We start from the raw sequence: 18359 nt of genomic DNA, 5'->3' as shown, positions 1-18359 counted from the left end.
GGTTTGCGGTTCCTGCTCGTGGAGTCGGTCATCACACCGCGGCGGCGGCGTAGCGGCTTTCGCGGCGCGGCAAGCCCAGGTGATCGCGCAGCGTCTCGCCCTTGAGACGGCGGTCGTAGCGGCCACGCGCTTCCAGCACGGGGATCACGTGCTTGACGAAGTCGTCGAGCCCTTCGGCCTGCACAGGAAAGCCGAGGATGAAACCATCGGCAGCGCCCGCGTCGAGCCAGCGGATCAACTCGTCGGCAATCTGCTCGCCCGTGCCGAGAAACTGCGTTTTCGGCGTGGCCACTTCGAGCGCCACTTCGCGCAGCGTCGCGCCGCTGCGGCGCGCGTCGGCCTTGATGCGATCGGTGGTCGAACGGAAACTGTTGGTGCCGAGCTCGCCCAGTTCGGGGAACGGCGCATCGAGCGGATACTGCGAAAAGTCGTGGTGCTCGAAGAAGCGGCCCAGATAGGCGAGCGCGTCGTCGATATCGAGCAGATCGCGAATCGCGGCGTACTTCGCTTCGGCTTCTTCGAGCGTCGTGCCCACAATCGGACCGATGCCCGGGAAAATCTTCACGTCGGCGGCATCGCGTCCATGCTCGACCGCGCTTGCACGCACGCGCTCGGCGAACTCGCGCGTCTCTTCGAGCGAGGGCGAATGCGTGAATACGGCATCGGCGTATTTGCCGGCCAGCGCAATGCCCGACTCCGACGAGCCCGCCTGAAAGATCACCGGCTGCCCTTGAGGCGAGCGCTGGATATTGAGCGGCCCCGCCACTTCGAAGAAGCGGCCTTTGTGATTGAGCGTGTGCAGTTTGTCGCGATCGAAGAATTGCCCGCTCGCGCGATTGCGCACGAACGCGTCGTCGTCCCAGCTATCCCACAGACCTTGCACGACGTCGAGATATTCATCGGCGATCTCGTAGCGCAGTTCGTGATCGGGATGTTCGCCGCCATAGTTCTTCGCCGATCCTTCGAGTGGCGACGTCACCACATTCCATCCCGCGCGGCCGCCGCTGATCAGATCGAGCGAAGCGAACTGGCGCGCGACCGTGAACGGATGGCTGTACGACGTCGACAACGTGCCCGCCAAGCCGATTTTCGTGGTCGCCGTCGCGAGCGCGGAGAGAATCGAAATCGGCTCGAAACGGTTGAGAAAATGCGGGATTGATTTTTCGTTGATATACAGTCCGTCCGCGACGAAGGCGAAGGCCACGCCATTGGCTTCCGCCTTTTGCGCGATGCCCGTGACGAAGTCGAGATTGACGCTGGCGTCCGCCGGGCCGCCGGGGTGTTTCCACGCGTTCATGTGACCGCCCGCGCCGTGCAGCATGATGCCGAATGTGAGGTTTCGTTGTGTCATGTTCAGTTCCGTCCAGCGACAGTATGTGAAGTGAAGATCCGATCGACGCCTGTTGCGCGCTCAAATTCAAACGCGCGCGGCGAGCGCGGCGTGGCCCAGCAGTTCATATGACGCGAGCCGCAACGCATAGTCCGCAACGGGCGTGTCGATCACGAATTCCTCGATACCGAAGCGCGCATGCAATGCGTCGAGATCGTCTCGCACGTCCTCGGCGGTTCCGGCAACCACATGCGGATGCAATTCGTCGAGCCGATATTCGGACACGCCGGTTTGCCGCGCGAATTCGGCGGCGGCCTCGGGACTCGGCAAATTCACGCTCTGGCCGGTTGCGAGTTGCAGCTTGAAGATGCGCAACGCCCCCACCTGTTCGCGCGCCTGTTTCGCTGTTTCAGCAGCAAACGCGTAGAGCGCAAGCAGCGGCGCGCGGCCGGTGGCTTCGCGGTAAGCGTCGATGGAACGTTCGATGTTGGCTTCGTCGCCGTTGAAATGACCCGCGTAGCAGAAGGCCCAATCGTGCTCGGCGGCCAGACGCGCGCTTTCGACGCTGCCACCCAGCAAAATGCGCTGCGGCGGTTCGGGCGGCACGGGCAAGGCCACCGCGCCCGCGAGCGGATGATCCTCGGCCACGCCCCAATTCAGGAACGCGTCGAGTTCGGCGAGTTGATGCGGGAAGTCGGGCTTTTTCGCCTTGTCGTGAAACCACTGCAAGGCGCGCGTGGTAAGCGGCAGACCGCCCGGCGCCTTGCCCACGCCGAGATCGACGCGGCCCGGCGCGAGCGCGGCCAGCACGCGAAACGTTTCAGCGACTTTGAAAGGACTGTAATGCTGCAACATCACGCCGCCCGAGCCCACACGCAGCCGCGAAGTATGCGCAAGCAGATGCGAGACCACGATTTCCGGCGCGGAACTCGCAAGACCCGGCGCGCCGTGATGTTCGGCGATCCAGTAGCGCCGATAACCCAGCGCTTCGGCGCGTTGCGCAAGACGAATCGTGAACTGCAGCGCCTCGTGCGCATTCGCGCCTTCGGCGATCGGACTCTTGTCGAGTATCGAAAGGGACCAGGACATGTCACTCCCTTCCCGCGCGCTCATGCACGCGGATGAAAGATTGCGGAAACGCACTCACACCCCGCCGGACATTATGTCCACCGCGAGTCATCAGGCGTACGACTGATTTCTGCTATGCATTGCAGAAACGGCCTGTGCGTGGATTGCGCATAATTTTCGTATTGCTTAAAACTGGTAGCGCGCTCGCAGATAATAAAAACCGCCATTCACGCCGATCGTGGAGGCGAACGCGTCGTACTGCGCGCCTTCTAGTTGCGCTTCATAGGGCAGCTTCGACGGATAGACATCGAAGAGATTGTTCGCGCCCACCGCGATCTGGAATTTCTTCGTCACGTCGTAGCGCACTTCCACGTCGGTCACGTAACGCGCCGCGTTTTCGAAGTGAATGAACTGCGTGGTGGAAAATGCATTCGGTCCGACGATATAAGTCTCTTCACCCGAGGTCGTGCCAAAGCGCGTTTCGTGAATCGACACAGCCCATTTGTCGCGATGCCATGTGCCGCCGATAATGATCTTGTTCTTCGGCGTCGACGTCGTGAGCCATCCGACCTGCTGCGCATTGAGCACCGGGCCGCCGTTCGCGTTGGTCGCCATGTGCGTGATCGACGTCGTATTCAGATTGACGCCGAGATCCCAGTCCACCTGCCCCCAGCGGCCGAATGCCGTGTGCCACGCGCCCATGAGGTCGATACCGCGCGTACGCGTGCTCGCGCCATTGGTGAAATAGCTCGCCGACACCGCCGACACCGGCACCGAAGAAGGCACCGACAATCCGGCCGCTTCCATCGCCGCAATTGCGTCGGCGCCCGACGCCGTTCCACCCAACACGATGCGATTGCGGATATCCACCTGATACGCATCGAGCGTCAGATGCAGATTGTCCACGGGTGTGAGCACGAAGCCGACGTTGTAGTTCGTCGACTGTTCGGACTTGAGCTGCTGCGCGCCAATAAGCTTCGCCGCCGCCGAATTCGCCGCGAGCAAACCGCTCGCGGACGCCGGCGACTCATTGATATTGGTGTAATACTCCTCGGCGAGCGACGGCGCGCGGAAACCCGAGCTGACGCTGCCGCGAATCGCGAAGCGCGGCGTGAAGTCGTAGCGCGTGGAGATCTTGCCGTTGGTGGTGTCACCCACGTCGTTATAGTGCTCGTAGCGGCCCGCGAGATCGATCTGCCACTTCGGCGTGATATGCGTCGACAAGTCGATATACGTGCCGATCACGTTGCGCGACACGTCGGCCGCGCTGACCGGCGAAAGACCCGGCAGAGCCTGTGAGCCACCGTACGCGTAGGAATACGGATCGCCTGCCCCGACCGAATACGTCTCGCGGCGCTGCTCGAAGCCGAACGACACCTGCACCGGCGCGGGCAGCAGCGGCAACTGGAATGCCCGCGAAAAGTCGATGTTGTTGGTGAGCTGCGTATTGCTCACCGTCGATAGATGGAAATTCGTGGGCGTGTAGCCAATCGCGTCGTAGAGCCCGGTATTGGCCGAATCGACCATGCCGATGTTCGCGTGATCGCCGCCGTAAGTCGTGCTCAGATCCCACGACCAGCCGAACAGATTCTCGCCCTTCACGCCTGCCGTGACCGAAAAATCGTTCTCGCTGATTGTCTCTTGCGGCGTGAAGCCGTTCGGATAAATTTCGGGCAGCACCGAAGGCGGGCGATAGTTCTGGTAGGCGCTGGCGTTGCGATGCGCATAGGTACCGAATCCATAGAGTTCGACATCGTCGCTGAGCGAATAGCCCGCGTTGAAACCCACCGACTGACGCGTACTCGACGGATCGCCTTCGATGGGATTGTAGTAACCGTGCCCCGGTGCGAAGGTGCCGAAATAGTCGTCGGGACCAGTCCGCACCGTGTGATTCTGGCGCGCGTATTCGGCGGCGAGATCCAGGAAACCTCGATCGCCGAGATTGAAGCCGAGATTCGCCGACTCGGTGTTTTTCAACCCATCGCCCGCATAGGTCTGACCGGTCGTGCTCTGCACCTCGCCGCCCTGCGACTTGCGTTTAAGAATGATATTGATGACGCCCGCGATAGCGTCGGAACCATATTGAGCGGCGGCCCCGTCGCGCAGAATCTCGATGTGATCGATCAGCGCTACCGGAATCATGTCGATATCGACGCCGGTCGAGCCTTCGTTCAAGCCACCGTCCAGCGCGATATTCGCAGTGCTGTGCCGACGTTTTCCGTTCACGAGCACCAGCACGTGATCGGGGCTCAGCCCGTGCAGCGACAGCGCGTCGGTGAGCACGGCGGCGTCGCCCGCGTAGGTCTCGCGCACGATGGCGGGCGAGAGTTGAACCAGCGCGTCGCGCAGATTGCTCTGACCGGTCTGCTGAAGACGCGCGCCACTAATCACGTCCACGGGCGTCAGGCTCTTGCTCGCCTTGGTGTCCGTACGCGTGCCCGTCACGACAACGGTGTCTTGCTGCACGGTATCGCCGCCGCGTGCGGTCGTCTGCGCAGGCGAAGCCGACCGCGTGGATTGCGCCGGTTGCGTGATGCCGGTATCACCCTCGGGCGTGGCCGGCGTGGTTTGCGCCCATGCCGTGCCGTGGCACGCCAGCGCAAAAGCGGCAAGAGCCACGGTCTTCATGCGCAAGCCGGGCGCAGCCGTCCCGAATCGGGCGGCCTGTCTTTTTGTCAGTGCATGCATCGGTAATCCAGTTGGCAAAGAGCGTTGGGTTACGGTTACGGGAGTCCGGCGGGCATGCGCGCACCCTCGCCTTCGACCGGACGAGTCCGATTAGAAAAGGATGACTAATCAAATTGATTGAAGCGCGCGAATACCGTGACGGCGATCGGCTTATGTGCTTGAAACGAAATGGAGATGCGTATTGACGTGCAGTGTGCGCGACACCGTGACTTCCCTGAAAAGACGCATTATTTTCATTTTGATCTGCATGACTCATCAATCTTACGTTAAGATTACGCCAGCATTCTATGTGTCCGTGCCGGTTTGTTTCAGTGCGTGAAAAAGATAACAGTCATGCTGCACATCAATTAAACAATCATTTTACGCATGGTTATTCCGCGTAAGCGCTATTCATAATCGTTAATTCAAGTGCGATGCCCGGTTCGCCGCTCGGGCGCGAATCAGGGCGTTGAAAAAGCAAACGGCGCGCCTATGACGGCACGCCGTTCGTTACTGCGAAGTCTTCAGGATGCGCGCGGCTTAAATCACCTGTGCCATGCGCGCAAACGCTCACTCACGTTTTCGGCAATCCTGGCGGATTTGTCGCCGAATGAGCAATCCCTTCCGACTGCAAATTCCAGCGCGTAAGCACCTGTCCATACTTGCCACTCTGGATCAGGTCGTTCAGCACCTGCGTGAGCGGTACAGCGAGACCACTTCCTTTGCGTGTGGTGATGGCCACCTCGGCCGTGCGCGGCCAGCCGCCGCTAACCGTGCCCACCAGCCGCGTTTTCCCCTGTACCGCGGACTGCCACGCCAGCACGGCGTTCACACTGAATATCGCATCGGCGCGCCCGGCTTGCAGCGCGACAGTGCGCACCGCATCGTCGTCGTAATACTGCACGGTGAGCGGCTTCAAACCATGTGCAATATTTTCCTTGTTCCATTCGAGCAGGACCTTTTCCTGATTCGTGCCCGCATCGGTAATCACACGCAACCCCGCCACATCCTTCGGCTCGCGAATCGTCTTGATCGGGCTGCCGGTGCGCACATAAAAGCCCAGTTCGTCGCGGCGATACGTCGAGAAGTCGAACTTCTCCTTGCGCTCCTCCGTCACGGTCACGTTCGACACCACCGCATCGACTTTTCCAGACTGCAACGCAAGCGGCCAATCGGGCCACGCAAGCGTCACGAGCCGCAGTTTGCGTCCAAGACCGTCGGCGACCACCTGCGAAAGATCCGGATCGAAGCCGACCACGGTGCGTGCGTCGGTGGCATAGGCGCTGATCGGCGGCAGCGCGGGTACGATGCCGATCGTGAGCGTGTCCTTCTCCGCGAACGCAAAACCCGGCGGCACCGCCTTGATGGCTGCGGCGTCGGCGCTGGCGCGAGGACGTCCGTGCTGCTCGGGGCTCAGATCGAATTGTTCGGCAGCCCACGTACTGGTCGCGAGTACCGCACCGAGACCGAGCGTGAGCGCGCCGCCCAGCAGCGCAAGCTTCTTTTTGAATGTCATGTTCGAAGGAAGAATAAAGTGGACGATGGACCGCTTACTGGCGTGCGCCAAGCGGTTCGCGAGCGCGCAGATCGTCGAGCGAATCGACATCGCCCGGTCTGCGCAAATCCTTGCCGAACGGCAACCGCACATGAATCTCCGGCGCGATCGCGCGATCGAAAAGCGGCACGTAGTGTGTGTCGAAGTAGAGTCCCCAGGCTTCGGGTTGTCTGAAACCCGTCGTCAAATAAATGCGGCGATAACCGAGATGTACCGCGCGCGCTTCCAGTTCTTCGACGACCCGGCGCGCAATGCCTTTTCGCCGCTGGCTTTCGTGTGTCCAGATGCGTTTGAGTTCGGCCGTATGCGCGTCATAGCGCTTGAACGCGCCGCCGCCGACAATTTCTCCCTCGTGTTCGACGAGAATGAACGCGCCATCCGGCGGCGCGAACAACGCGGCCGGACAGCGCGCCAGTTCCTGCGCCGCCGATGCCTCGCTGTCGCTGCGAAATTCGCGGTATCGCGTCGCGTACTCGTGTTGCAAACCATCGAGCAACGGCTTGGCCAGCGCGTCGAGCGGTGTGGTGTCGATGATTCGGTAGCTCATAAAGGATCGTCCGGGGAATGACGCCGCTGTTCTATTCGAGTTCGGTCTGACGCAGACAAGGTTATCCGTTGACTGCGCAGCCATTAACCAAGCAATTCGAATAACGTTATGGATAACTATTTATCGAATTGAAACTTGAAACCGATCGAGATGAGCGATTCGCTGCAATAACGGCGGCCGCTGCCGCCATCGCAGCAAACAGCCCGCGAGCGCGTCACGCCGGCTCGGCAAGGTGGAACAGACAATCGCCTCGCTGCACCGCCGCCATCGCGCGTTGACACACGACTTCGCCCGCGGCGTCGAACGCGACCGTCACCGGCTCGCGCAACGGTGTTTCAGGAAAATGAATTCGCGCGGCGGGCTGCCCCGCTTCCACGCGCTGCCCGAGTTCGACGAGCGGCTCGAAAACGCCGTGTTCATAGGCATAGACATAGTGAGACGCGCCGGACACGCGATAGAAGCGTGTCTCGTGGGGCGCGGCCTTCGGCACCAGCGGTCCGGCAAGCGCGCCAATGTGCCCCAGCAGATGCAGCACGCCCTGACGCGCCTCGCGCAACAAGCGGCTTTGCACCGTGCCCGCGCCACCCAGTTCTGTCACGATCGAGATCGCGCCTTGCCGCCACGCTGCGGTGGCCGAATGCAGCGGATTGGGCGCATGCAAGAACGCACGCGGCAAGCCGAATGCACCGAGTAATGCGCGCAAACGTGTTGTCTGCCCGGCGTCGTCGGGCTGTATGGCGAGCATGTTCGCGCCGTCGTAGAGCAGCGAACTGCCACCTGAGTGAAAGTCGATCAGATATTGCGCACGCGCCAACAGCGTGTGCTCGATATAGTCGGCAATGATGGCCGTCGGTGAACCTTGCGGATCGCCCGGAAAGCTGCGATTCAGATTACCGCCATCGAGCGGCGACGTGCGCGAGCCGGCCTGCGCAGCGGGGAAATTCGCCATCGGCAGAAAGATCAATTGACCGCTCACCCATTGCGGTTCGATTTCGCGCAGCAATTGCGAAACCAGAATCTGGCCTTCGTATTCGTCGCCGTGATTGCCCGCCATCAGCACGACGGTCGGACCGTCACCATGGCGGATCGATCCGGCGGGAATGGGAATCCAGCCATATGCGGAGCGATGCACCGAATGCGGCAGACGCAGGTAGCCGACGTGGCGTCCCTCAGCATCGAAATCGATTTCACTGCGGATCGGATTGACCATGGAGCCTCGTGAGGTGCGGCGGAACGACATCCGCGAGGATCATAGGACCGCACCCAGGCGTGGTCTACGAACGGATTGCGCGAAGGAAAGCGTCGCCGGCGATATGCGAAACGCGTGCGCGGTGGCACGGTCCTGGCGACTCACCAAGCCGGGAGCCAAGCGAACAACGGATGGAAACGAGATAGTAGCGCGGTGAGAATCTGGCTTTCAGCTACTATCCGACCCGGAAAGCTGGAGCAGAGAATTGCTCGCACGACTCATCTGGAGTGAGTGAATGACTTGAAGAAGCTTCGCTCGAAGGCGTGCTCCGCAACCCGAAATTCGTTCGGAAACTGCTTTTACGCGGGCGCCGAACCGCGCCAAATTGCCGCACCGGGCGATTGCGGCCCGGCGCATCACTACCGATAAAAGTGCATCAAGCGCTTTCGATTTTCTTCGACTCGTGCTTCTTGCTGTTGTCGTCGGTGCTGCTCGGGTATTTCGCCTGACCAAAGCGAATCAGCAAGACCCCCACGGCGATCAGCACGATCGCGCCCGAGGAAGCCAGCAAATGGATTTCCGAATTCGCGCCCGCACGCAGAATCAGGTCTCGCGCAATCGACACCATGGCGATATACAGCGGGAAACGCACCGGCAATTGCCCCGCCTTCAGATATTGCCCGACCATCGCGAATACCTCGAGGTACAGGAACATCAGCAGCAGATCGGTGAGGGTGACGCCATCGGAATTCACCATCCGCCAGATCAGATGCACCATGGCGGCCACGGTGCCAATGCCGATAATGAACAGGCCGAACAGCTCGGCCAGTTCCATCGCGCGCTCAAGCCGCCCTTTAATCGCACTCTGCAAGGCGTTTTCGTACTTCACTTTTACCGATCCTCCAAAATAAACACGGTTGAAGGATAGTAGCGCGATATGTCGGGATTTTAAAAATCGGCGAGAGAGATTTTCAAACCACGCCGCTCAGGGCGCGGCGGCCGCCGTTTCGAACGCACGTGCTTTCACACGCCGCGTGCGGACGAGCAAGGACATCGCCGCGCGGTCGAGCGCCGTGCACATCACGAGATACAACGCGGCGACAAACAGGAAAATCGGAATCGGATAAATCATCAGTCGATTATTTATCTGGGTGGCGACGAACGACAATTCGCCCACGCCCACGATATAGGCAAGCGACGTGTCTTTTACGAGCGACACCCATTGATTCACGAACGAAGGCGCCATGATGCGCAAAGCCTGGGGCAGCACCACGTAACGCAGCGCCGTGAAACGCGAAAATCCGAGCGACAGACCCGCCTGCCATTGCGCGTCGCCCACCGCGACGATGCCCGCATGCACCGAATGCGCGAGATACGCGCCGCCGATCAGCGAGAGCGCGCAGACCACGGCCGCGAGACCCGGCACGTCGACGTGAAAAATCACCGGCAGCAGGAAAAACGTCCAGAAAATCAGCATCAGCACGGGAATCGCGCGGAAGAAGCCGATCACGAGCAGCAGCAGCGCGCGCAGCGGGCCGGATGCGAGCGCCAGCGCAATGCCGAGCGCGAGGCCGAGCAACGCCGAGGCCAGCGCGGACGTAATCGCCAGCACGAGCGTGAGCGCCGCGCCGCCGAGCGGGCCGTCGGGAAAGGCGCCAACGAGCAAGTACGGCAGATTCGCCGTAAAAACGTGCCACGGCATCATCAGCGTGCTCCCCGCGTGGCCGGGCGCGCATATCGCCGCCAATGCAACACCGCTTCGAGCAGCGCGATCGCGCCAATATAAAGCAGCGTCGCAATGCCGAATGCCGCGAAGGTTTGAAACGTTTCCGTTTCCACCTGGCGCGACGCGTACGACAATTCAGCGAGACCAATCGCCATCGCCAGCGAGGAATTCTTCACCAGATTCATGTATTGCCCGAAAAGCGGCGGCAACGCGATGCGAATCGCCTGGGGCAGCACGACATAACGAAACGATTGCCACGGCGTCAAGCCGAGCGCCGCTGCAGCCTGACGCTGCGCGACCGCCACGCCCGCAATGCCCGCCTCCACTTCGCCCGCAATGAACGCGGCCGTATAGCACGTGAGCCCGAGCCACGCCGCCACGAATTCGAACGACGGCCAGCGCAGCGCGACCAGCGGCGTCGCCAATACGTGCGGCGTATTGAGCCATTGCATCCACGCATCCGGCAGCAACGTGGCCGCGCCGAAATACCAGAACAGCAATTGCACGAGCAGCGGCGAATTGCGGAAGGCCGTCACATAAGCATGACCCGCGCGACGCAACACCGCGAGCCGTGCCTGCCGCGCGAGCGCGATCAGCACACCGAGCGCGGTCGATGCGAACGCGGCGCACAACGTCACGCCCAGCGTCACGCCAAAGCCCTGCCAGAGCCACAGCAGATACTTCGGCGCGAGCGGGAGATCGGCCTGCAATGCAGCCAGATACGAATCCATCAGACCTTGTCGCCGATCTTGAAGGTGCGCGCGAGCGGCGTTTTCGTCGTCGGGCCGAACCAGCGGTTATAAATCGTCAGCGCCGTGCCGTTGGCTTCGAGACCGCGCAGCGTGTCGTTCACGAACGACGTCAGACGCGGCTCGCCCTTCGGAATGCCCACGCCCATATAGTCGTTCGAGATCGTGAACGGCGGGATTTCGTAATTCTGTTTATCGGGCACGTTGGCGAGCAGACCGACGAGCTTCGGGCCATCCTGCGTGATAGCTTGCACGTTGCCGGTACGCAGCGCGGCAAACGCGAACGGCGTATCGTCATACGCGACGAGCGTGGCTTGCGGATACTTCTCGCGCACCGTGATTTCATTCGTCGTGCCCTTGTCCACGCCAATGCGCAGGCTCGAAATCTGATCCGGCGATTTCAGCACGCCCTTCTTCGCGAGAAACTGCTGGCCCGACGAGAAGTACGGAATGCTGAAATCGACCTGCTTCGCGCGCTCGTCGGTAATGGTGAAGTTCGCGAGCACGAGATCGACCTTGTGCGAAACGAGGAACGGCACGCGATTGGCGGGATTGGTCGGCTGCAATTCGAGTTTGACGCCCAGTTTGTCGGCGATGGCGCGCGCATAATCCACGTCGAGACCCACAATATGATTCGTGGCCGGATCGACGAAACCGAACGGCGGATTGCTGTCGAAGGTGGCCACGCGCAGGACGCCGGCCTTCTTGATGTCGTCGAGACGATCTGCGTGTGCGAGACCGGAAGTCAGAGCCGTGAATGCGACGAGTCCAGCGGCGAGCCATTTCTTCTTCATTGTTTTTTTCCCGTGTGGTGTGGTGCGAATACAGAATGAAAGGCGAGTATAAAAAGCGCGCGCGCCGCGTTCCAATAACGGATTCGCGAATCGTTATATGCTCGTGGCATTTGCAGAATTGACGCAGGATTGACACGATGACGCACGGGATCGCCGCCCTGCCGATGTACAACGTCACGCCGCAGCACGGCATGCTATGGCGCGCCTTCCTGCGCGACGCGCTCGGCGAATTCGCGCGCCGCGCCGGCGTGCGCGAGCGCATCGCCTTGCTCGATGAACCGCTCGGCGACCTGTTCGCGCTATGGCGCAGCCCCGACCTGCTGATGTCGCAAACCTGCGGCTTTCCGTATCGCCTGCTCGGGCTCGATCGGCAGGTGCATTTGCTCGCGACGCCGGTGTTCAACGCGCCCGGTTGCGAAGGCGCGTGGTATCGCAGTGTGCTGCTCGTGTCGGCGCAAGCGTATGCGAATGGCGCGACGTCGCTCGCCGCGTGCCGCGGTTTGCGCGCGGCCTGTAATAGCGCCGACTCGCACAGCGGCATGAACGCGTTCCGTCATGCAGTGGCGACCACCATTCCAAAGTCCGTGCGCAGCGAGCGTTTCTTTGCCTCGGTGTCGTTCGTCGGCTCGCATTGGAATGCGCTGCGGGCGCTCGCCGCCGACGAAGCGGACGTCGCGTCCATCGACTGCGTCACGCTCGCTTACGTGCGCGATGCACGGCCCGAGATGCTCGAATCAGTACGCGAGATCGGTATGACGGCGGCAGCGCCTGGCCTGCCGTTCATCGCCTCGCGCACGCTGCCCGTCGCGCACGCCGCCTTGCTACGCGATGCGCTCGACCACGCCTGCACGCTCGATGCGCTGCGTGCAAAAACCCTGCGTTTGCAGGGCTTTTCTCGTCTCGCGCCCGCCGATTACGCCGTCATCGAGCAGTTCGCCGACGAAGCACGCGCAAACGGTTACGCCGAACTCGTTTAAACGCGCGAATCGTACTGAAAAGCGCTTTAGCAGTTTCACTGCAAAGCAAAGCACGGATCGATATAAGCACCTTACAAGCTGCCGATAGAATGGAACGCTGGCCACCCGGCGCTCACGCGGCATTCGCACACGAATCGCTTCCGGCGTCGCGCCCAATCACAATCATTCGGGGATTCGCATGGCATCACTCCAACGCGCCGCGCGCTGGCTCGGCGCGGGCATCGTCGCCAGTACGGCATTCGCCGCCACGCTCGCCTACGCAGACACGTCGCTGCTCAACGTCTCGTACGACGTCACGCGCGAACTCTACAAGGACATCAACGCGAGCTTTATCGCCGACTACAAGCAGAAGACCGGCGAAACCATCACGATCAAGCAGTCGCACGGCGCATCGAGCGCGCAGGCGCTTTCCGTGCTGCAAGGCCTGCAGGCCGACGTCGTGACGATGAATCAGCCCAACGACATCGACCTGCTCGCCGAACGCGGCCAGATCGTGCCGAAGAACTGGCGCACGCGTCTGCCCGATGCCAGCGCGCCGTACACCACGACGATGGTGTTTCTCGTGCGCAAGGGCAATCCGAAGCACATCAAGGATTGGGACGATCTCGTGAAGCCCGGCGTGCAGGTCGTGATCGCGAATCCGAAGACCTCGGGCAATGGCCGCTATGCGTATCTGGCCGCGTGGGGTTATCGCAAGCTGCAAGGCGCGAGCGACGCGCAGGCGCTCGACTTCGAACGCGCGCTGCTCAAGAACGTGCCGGTGCTCGACGCAGGCGGTCGCGGCGCGACGACCACGTTCACGCAGCGCGGTATCGGCGACGTGCTCGTGACCTTCGAAAATGAAGTTTCGCTGATCGATACGGGCGTGGGCGCGAAGGATTTCGAGGCGGTCTATCCGTCGGTGAGTCTGCTGGCCGAACCGCCCGTGACGGTGGTCGACAAGGTCGTGGACAAGCGCGGCACGCGCAAGGAAGCGACGGCGTATCTGGAGTATCTGTACTCGCCCGCCGCGCAGGAAATCATCGCGCAACATCATCTGCGTCCGCGCGACAAGGCCGTGCTCGCCAAACACGCCGACGAGTTCAAGCCGATCAAGACCTTCACGGTCGAGCAGGTGTTCGGTAGCTGGCAGAAGGCGCAGGCCACGCATTTCGCCGATGGCGGCACCTTCGACCAGCTGTTCGCGGATCGCAAATAAGCCTGTTTTTCAGGCCTCGATCGTGAACACCGTGCGCGGGCCGCTGCCAGGCTCGCGCCAATGTTGGGCGATCTGCGCGAGCGGCACGGCCTGCGTTTCGACCGCCAGTGCCGCCGCTTGCGCCGCGCCGAACACGGCGCGCACGCACTCCAGCAAACGCGGCATCGTCACACTGCCGATGCCGCTGCCGAGCAACGTGATCGGCGCCGCGCGCAACGCCGCGCCGGGCAACGCAATCTCCCCACCGCTCGCCGACCCGATCTGCACGAAGCGCAACGCGCGCCCTTCCGGCGCGGTTCGCGCAGCCGTCACCAGCAGCGCCTGCGCGCTCGCTCCCCACAGATAATCGAGCACTACATCCACGCCCGCTGCGAAATGCGGCGCGATCTGCGCGGCGAGTGCATCCGGCTCGCCACTCAACGCAATCGCGACATCGGCGCCCGCTTCGCAGAGCGCGTCGAGCATCGCTGGATTGCGGCCCGTCACGATGATCTTGCCCGCGCCCAGATGCTTCGCGATACGCACCGCGAGCCGCCCGGACACGCCGGTCGCGCCATTCACGAGCACCGTCTCGCCGGCGACGAAACGCGCGCGTTCGATCAGCGCGGCCCACGACGACATGCCGGGAATGGCGAGCGCGGCGGCGGCGACGTCGTCGAGCGTATCGGGGATCGGCGTGTAGAGCGATTCCGCCACGAGGCATTGCTGCGCCAACGCGCCGTACGGCGCGCGCGGCATGCAGAAGTAGACGCGCTGGCCATCGTCGAGACGGCCCGCTCCGTCGAGGCCCGCCACGAACGGAAAGCGCTGCGTCGAAGAATAATGCTGGCCCGAAGCCTTCGCATAGGCGACGCGGCTCAACGCGCAGGCGCGCACGTCGATCACGCGATGGCCCGCCAGCGCGGCGGGCGCGTCGAAATCGGCGTAATCAGGCAGCGTGCCCGCACCGCGAATGACGGCTGCTTTCATCTGAATTCCTTGAACATAGCTGGAGAAAAGGGATCGGCGCTTGCGTCATCACGCGCGTTGTCGATCGCTTACAGGCAGTCTAGTCGTGCGGATTCGGCCCGTCTCCGGTATAACAGCCAATCGATACGGAATTCCGGCCATCGCCGCGGAGAAACAGCATGCGCCAACCCGCCGAACGGCGACTCATACAGCAACTGAACCACGAGCCCATCGTCCGGCCCGACCGCGTGCTGGCGACGCACGGTCCCTTTCTTGCTGCGGGCGAACTCACGCAGCGCACGGCGCGCACGCGTGCGCCGCATCATCACGCGCGCGGCCAGTTGATGGGCGCGCTGAACGGGCTCGTGTCAGTGGGTATCGATGGGGCGCAATGGGTCGTGCCCGCCGTGCATGCGATCTGGATTCCGCCGCATCATCTGCATTCGGTGCGTTCGCACGGGCCGTTTTCGGGCTGGAGCGTGTTCGTGGCGGAAGCGCGCTGCGCCGGATTGCCCGACGCGCCGCGCGCGATCCGCGCCACGCCGCTGCTGCGCGAAGCCGTGCGCCGCGCCGCGACGTGGGACGACGCTGCGTTCGACGCCGCGCGCACGCGGATCGCCGAGATGATTCTCGATGAAATCGCCGCCGCGCCGGCCGAGCCGCTCGCCTTGCCGCGTCCCGTCGACGCGCGGCTCGCGCGCATTACCGATGCGCTCGCCGCCGATCCCGGAAACGAACGCAGCCTCGAAGAATGGGCCGCCTGGGGCGCGCTCGCGCCGCGCACGCTGAGCCGACGTTTTGTCGCCGAAACCGGCTGGACGTTCGCGCAATGGCGTCGCCAGGCGCGACTGCTGCGCGCGCTCGAACGCATCGCGGAAGGCCGCAGCGTGACGGCCACGGCGCTGGAACTGGGCTATGGCAATGTGAGCGCGTTCATCGAAATGTTTCAGCGCGCCACCGGCACCACGCCGGGGCGCTATCTGGAAACGCGCGAAAACGCGTAATGCGGAAACGAATGTGAAAACGCCTGCTCAGAACGGCGCATCGCCCTCGATGGTGGTCCGATAAAGCTTGCGGCGCAGATGATCGGGCGTGCCGGCCGCGAGATGCATGAGCGAGCGGTTGTCCCAGAACACCAGATCGTGCTCGCGCCACACATGGCGATACACATGCTCGGCGCGCACGCTATGCTCGAACAATTCGTCGAGCAGCGCGCGGCTTTCGTCGTCGGGGAGATCGACGATGCGGGTGGTGAAGTGCTCGCTCACGAACAGCGCCTTGCGGCCCGTTTCCGGATGCGTGCGCACGACCGGATGCACGACCGGCTTCACCTGCGCGATCTGCTCCGCCGAAAGATTCGGCCGCCACGGGCTGCGCGCCTGCAGCTCGGCATAGCGCGCGAGATAGGTATGCTCCGCGCGCAGACCTTCGACGGCCGTACGCAAATGCGCGGGCAAGCTGTCCCACGCGAGATGCATGTTGGCGAACAGCGTGTCGCCGCCTTCGGACGGCAATTCCTGCGCATGCAACAGCGAGCCGAGACTCGGCTTCTCCTTGTACGAGAGATCGGAATGCCAGAAATGGCCGGCGTCGCCGAGCCCGATCGGCTTGCCGTTTTCGACGACATTCGACACGATCAGCACGTCCGGATGTTCAGCCAGCGCGAACTGATGCAGCACGTGTTGCTGAAGCGGCCCGAAGCGGCGGCTGAACCCCACATGTTGCGCGGGCGTGATGCGCTGATCGCGAAACACCAGCACATGATGATCGAGATGCGCGCGGTGAATGCGCGCGAAGTCGTCGTCGGCGAGCGGCGCGCCGAGATCGAGGCCGATGATTTCCGCGCCCAGCGGCGCATCGAAGGCGCGAATCTCGAAGCGTTGCGCCGCGACGGGCGGCTGGGCGGCGAACGAAGCAGGAGTCGAAGCGGTAGTCGAAGCAGGAGTCGAAGCAGCGGTCATGGTCACGCGTAAAGCCTGTCTGGAATCGAGAAGACCAATCTACGTGCGCACGCGCCGCGCGGCAACCAAGCAATTCCCATACGCATATCCGTTCGAGTCATTAAGGCGCCGCTCGTACAGATATGCGCGCGGATTCAGAACACGCGGCCTTCGGTGAGATGCGTGGTGACGTCGTTGAGCACGTAGTCGCCGAGCACGCGCGCCTTGTGCAGCAGCGGATTGTGGCTGAAGATCGTGCGCAGATTGCGCCAGTGGCGGTCGAAGTTGTGCGCGCGCGACGTCGCCGACGCACCGCCCGCCTCGAACATCCGCTCGCCCGCTTCGAGCGCGAGCTTGCTCACCACCAGTTGCGTGCGCGCGGTCGCGAGCGCGCCTTCGAGCACGAGCGATTCGGCGTCGGCATCGCCATTCCGGATTGCTTGAGACGAGCGCTCCAGCACGCGCGCGTTTTCGCGCACAAGCGCGTCGATCGCATGGCTGTGCGCCGACAAGGTGCCGACGATCTGCTGGATAAACGCGTCCTCGCGCGCACTCGGCGCGGGGCTGTGCAGCGCAGGGCGGCCGTGATCGCGCACATAGCGGCGCGCATCGCTCACCACGTTGCGCACGATGCCCGCAGCCACCGCCACCAGATGCAGCTGGCGCAGCGCGCCCGTGTGACGCCCGACCAGCGTGGTGAGATCGCGCGCGGCCACTTCGTCGGCGTAGACGATCAGGTCGTCGAATACGAGGCTGCCGCTCGCGGTCATGCGCTGGCCCATGCCGTCCCAGTCGTCGAGCACGCTGAAGCCGTCGCGCTTCACGGGCACGACGGCGATCACGGCGCGGCCCTCGTCGTCCTGCACATTCAGGCGCGCGTAATCCGCGAAAGCCGTGCCCGTCGAATAATACTTGCGGCCGTCGAGCCGGTAATGCTCGCCTTCGCGGCGCAGCGCGGTCTGAATTTCGCCGGGACGCGAGGTCGTGGCTTCCGTCGATGCACCGCCGAAAATCGCGCCGTCGATCACGCGGCGAATCTGCACGTCGTTGAACGGCGTGCGTGGCGACAGCAGCAGCACCTCGGTCTGGTCGTAATGCAGACGCAGCGCGTGCGCGAGATGGCTGTCCGCGGCGGCGAGCGTGGCAATCACGTCGAATTCGTCGACCAGCGTGCCGCCCAGGCCGCCCCATTCGACCGGCAGGCGCAGCCGTCCGAGCGCCGAACGCCGGAACTGCTCGAAGCCCGCGAACGGCAATTCGCGACGCGCCTCGCGCGCGGCGGCGTCGACGCCAATCGCCTCGGCAAGCTCGGGCAACGCGGCCAGCGCTGCATCGAGCGTGAGCGCATCGTGATGGCCGGAAACGAATTCCGGCGGAAACTCGGGGGAAATCGACTGAAGTGCGGACATCGGCCTTCCTTGTGATGCGCGGTATCGGGCGAATCAGTATAAGAAGCGCGGCGCGCGCGACGAACCACGTAATTGGACTTTTGTTATGCGCATCTCTGCTTTGTGCGCCGATTTGCGTGCTGCGGCGACATCGGCGTAATAAGAAAAGAAAAAACTGAAAAAGCAAATCAGCGCGCGCCACGCACCGTTCGCACGAATCGTTCTTTGACCGTGCGCGCGGCCGCTGCCGATAATCGTTCGCTTCAGCATCACCAAGGATGGC

17 protein-coding genes are annotated in these 18359 nt (G+C 62.8%); 3 read left to right on the top strand and 14 right to left on the bottom strand.

Features of this window, described 5'->3' with window-relative positions; all coding sequences use genetic code 11:
• Positions 1 to 31: 31 nt before the first annotated feature.
• The 10 genes from G5S35_RS28385 to G5S35_RS28340 all read right to left on the bottom strand — a co-directional run bounded on the left by G5S35_RS28385 (position 32) and on the right by G5S35_RS28340 (position 11625).
• The gene (locus G5S35_RS28385) at positions 32 to 1351 is read right to left on the bottom strand and encodes an LLM class flavin-dependent oxidoreductase (protein WP_065060599.1); all 1320 of its coding nucleotides are present in this window, start codon (positions 1349 to 1351) and stop codon (positions 32 to 34) included.
• Between the two features lie 66 nt (positions 1352 to 1417).
• Complete coding sequence (locus G5S35_RS28380) at positions 1418 to 2419, bottom strand: LLM class flavin-dependent oxidoreductase (protein ID WP_074986084.1); 1002 nt, start codon at positions 2417 to 2419, stop codon at positions 1418 to 1420.
• A gap of 165 nt (positions 2420 to 2584) precedes the next feature.
• Complete coding sequence (locus G5S35_RS28375) at positions 2585 to 5026, bottom strand: TonB-dependent receptor plug domain-containing protein (RefSeq protein ID WP_074986083.1); 2442 nt, start codon at positions 5024 to 5026, stop codon at positions 2585 to 2587.
• Positions 5027 to 5639: 613 nt separating this feature from the next.
• Positions 5640 to 6581: an ABC transporter substrate-binding protein gene (locus G5S35_RS28370; protein WP_080180391.1), complete on the bottom strand. Its 942-nt coding sequence runs from the start codon at positions 6579 to 6581 to the stop codon at positions 5640 to 5642.
• 34 nt (positions 6582 to 6615) lie between these two features.
• Entirely contained in the window at positions 6616 to 7167 is a 552-nt protein-coding gene (locus G5S35_RS28365) for a GNAT family N-acetyltransferase (protein ID WP_183039572.1), read from the bottom strand.
• A 214-nt stretch (positions 7168 to 7381) separates the two neighbouring features.
• Positions 7382 to 8377 (bottom strand): succinylglutamate desuccinylase/aspartoacylase family protein, encoded by a 996-nt coding sequence (locus G5S35_RS28360; RefSeq protein WP_065060480.1) that lies wholly within the window; start codon positions 8375 to 8377, stop codon positions 7382 to 7384.
• A gap of 415 nt (positions 8378 to 8792) precedes the next feature.
• The gene (locus tag G5S35_RS28355; RefSeq protein WP_080180378.1) at positions 8793 to 9245 is read right to left on the bottom strand and encodes a phosphate-starvation-inducible protein PsiE; all 453 of its coding nucleotides are present in this window, start codon (positions 9243 to 9245) and stop codon (positions 8793 to 8795) included.
• A gap of 96 nt (positions 9246 to 9341) precedes the next feature.
• Positions 9342 to 10058, bottom strand: a complete 717-nt coding sequence (locus G5S35_RS28350) for an amino acid ABC transporter permease (protein WP_420874549.1) — start codon at positions 10056 to 10058, stop codon at positions 9342 to 9344.
• Between the two features lie 2 nt (positions 10059 to 10060).
• The gene (locus G5S35_RS28345; RefSeq protein WP_183039570.1) at positions 10061 to 10813 is read right to left on the bottom strand and encodes an amino acid ABC transporter permease; all 753 of its coding nucleotides are present in this window, start codon (positions 10811 to 10813) and stop codon (positions 10061 to 10063) included.
• Positions 10813 to 11625, bottom strand: a complete 813-nt coding sequence (locus tag G5S35_RS28340) for an ABC transporter substrate-binding protein (RefSeq protein WP_110328691.1) — start codon at positions 11623 to 11625, stop codon at positions 10813 to 10815. Before G5S35_RS28340 ends, G5S35_RS28345 begins: the two co-directional genes overlap by 1 nt.
• Before the next feature lie 137 nt (positions 11626 to 11762).
• Between G5S35_RS28340 and G5S35_RS28335 the strand changes: the two genes are divergently transcribed.
• Positions 11763 to 12602, top strand: coding sequence for a phosphate/phosphite/phosphonate ABC transporter substrate-binding protein (locus tag G5S35_RS28335; protein ID WP_183039569.1), 840 nt, complete (start codon positions 11763 to 11765; stop codon positions 12600 to 12602).
• A 178-nt stretch (positions 12603 to 12780) separates the two neighbouring features.
• Positions 12781 to 13800, top strand: coding sequence for a sulfate ABC transporter substrate-binding protein (locus G5S35_RS28330; RefSeq protein ID WP_183039568.1), 1020 nt, complete (start codon positions 12781 to 12783; stop codon positions 13798 to 13800).
• Between the two features lie 9 nt (positions 13801 to 13809).
• Here the strand turns inward: G5S35_RS28330 and G5S35_RS28325 are convergent, their stop codons facing one another.
• Entirely contained in the window at positions 13810 to 14769 is a 960-nt protein-coding gene (locus G5S35_RS28325) for a quinone oxidoreductase family protein (protein WP_183039567.1), read from the bottom strand.
• A gap of 158 nt (positions 14770 to 14927) precedes the next feature.
• Between G5S35_RS28325 and G5S35_RS28320 the strand changes: the two genes are divergently transcribed.
• Positions 14928 to 15752, top strand: a complete 825-nt coding sequence (locus G5S35_RS28320; RefSeq protein ID WP_074986067.1) for an AraC family transcriptional regulator — start codon at positions 14928 to 14930, stop codon at positions 15750 to 15752.
• Between the two features lie 27 nt (positions 15753 to 15779).
• Here G5S35_RS28320 and G5S35_RS28315 read toward each other — a convergent pair whose 3' ends face one another.
• The 3 genes from G5S35_RS28315 to G5S35_RS28305 all read right to left on the bottom strand — a co-directional run bounded on the left by G5S35_RS28315 (position 15780) and on the right by G5S35_RS28305 (position 18352).
• Positions 15780 to 16709, bottom strand: a complete 930-nt coding sequence (locus G5S35_RS28315) for a TauD/TfdA dioxygenase family protein (RefSeq protein WP_065060473.1) — start codon at positions 16707 to 16709, stop codon at positions 15780 to 15782.
• A 134-nt stretch (positions 16710 to 16843) separates the two neighbouring features.
• Positions 16844 to 18097 carry an acyl-CoA dehydrogenase family protein gene (locus tag G5S35_RS28310; RefSeq protein ID WP_080180377.1) on the bottom strand — a complete coding sequence of 418 codons (1254 nt, stop codon included), beginning with the start codon at positions 18095 to 18097 and terminating at the stop codon, positions 16844 to 16846.
• A gap of 33 nt (positions 18098 to 18130) precedes the next feature.
• Entirely contained in the window at positions 18131 to 18352 is a 222-nt protein-coding gene (locus tag G5S35_RS28305) for a hypothetical protein (RefSeq protein ID WP_082991935.1), read from the bottom strand.
• Between the last annotated feature and the right edge of the window lie 7 nt (positions 18353 to 18359).

Origin of the sequence: Paraburkholderia tropica (genome assembly GCF_014171495.1) — a bacterium.
GTDB classification, from domain to species: domain Bacteria; phylum Pseudomonadota; class Gammaproteobacteria; order Burkholderiales; family Burkholderiaceae; genus Paraburkholderia; species Paraburkholderia tropica.
This window is presented reverse-complemented; position numbering and strand designations above follow the sequence as displayed.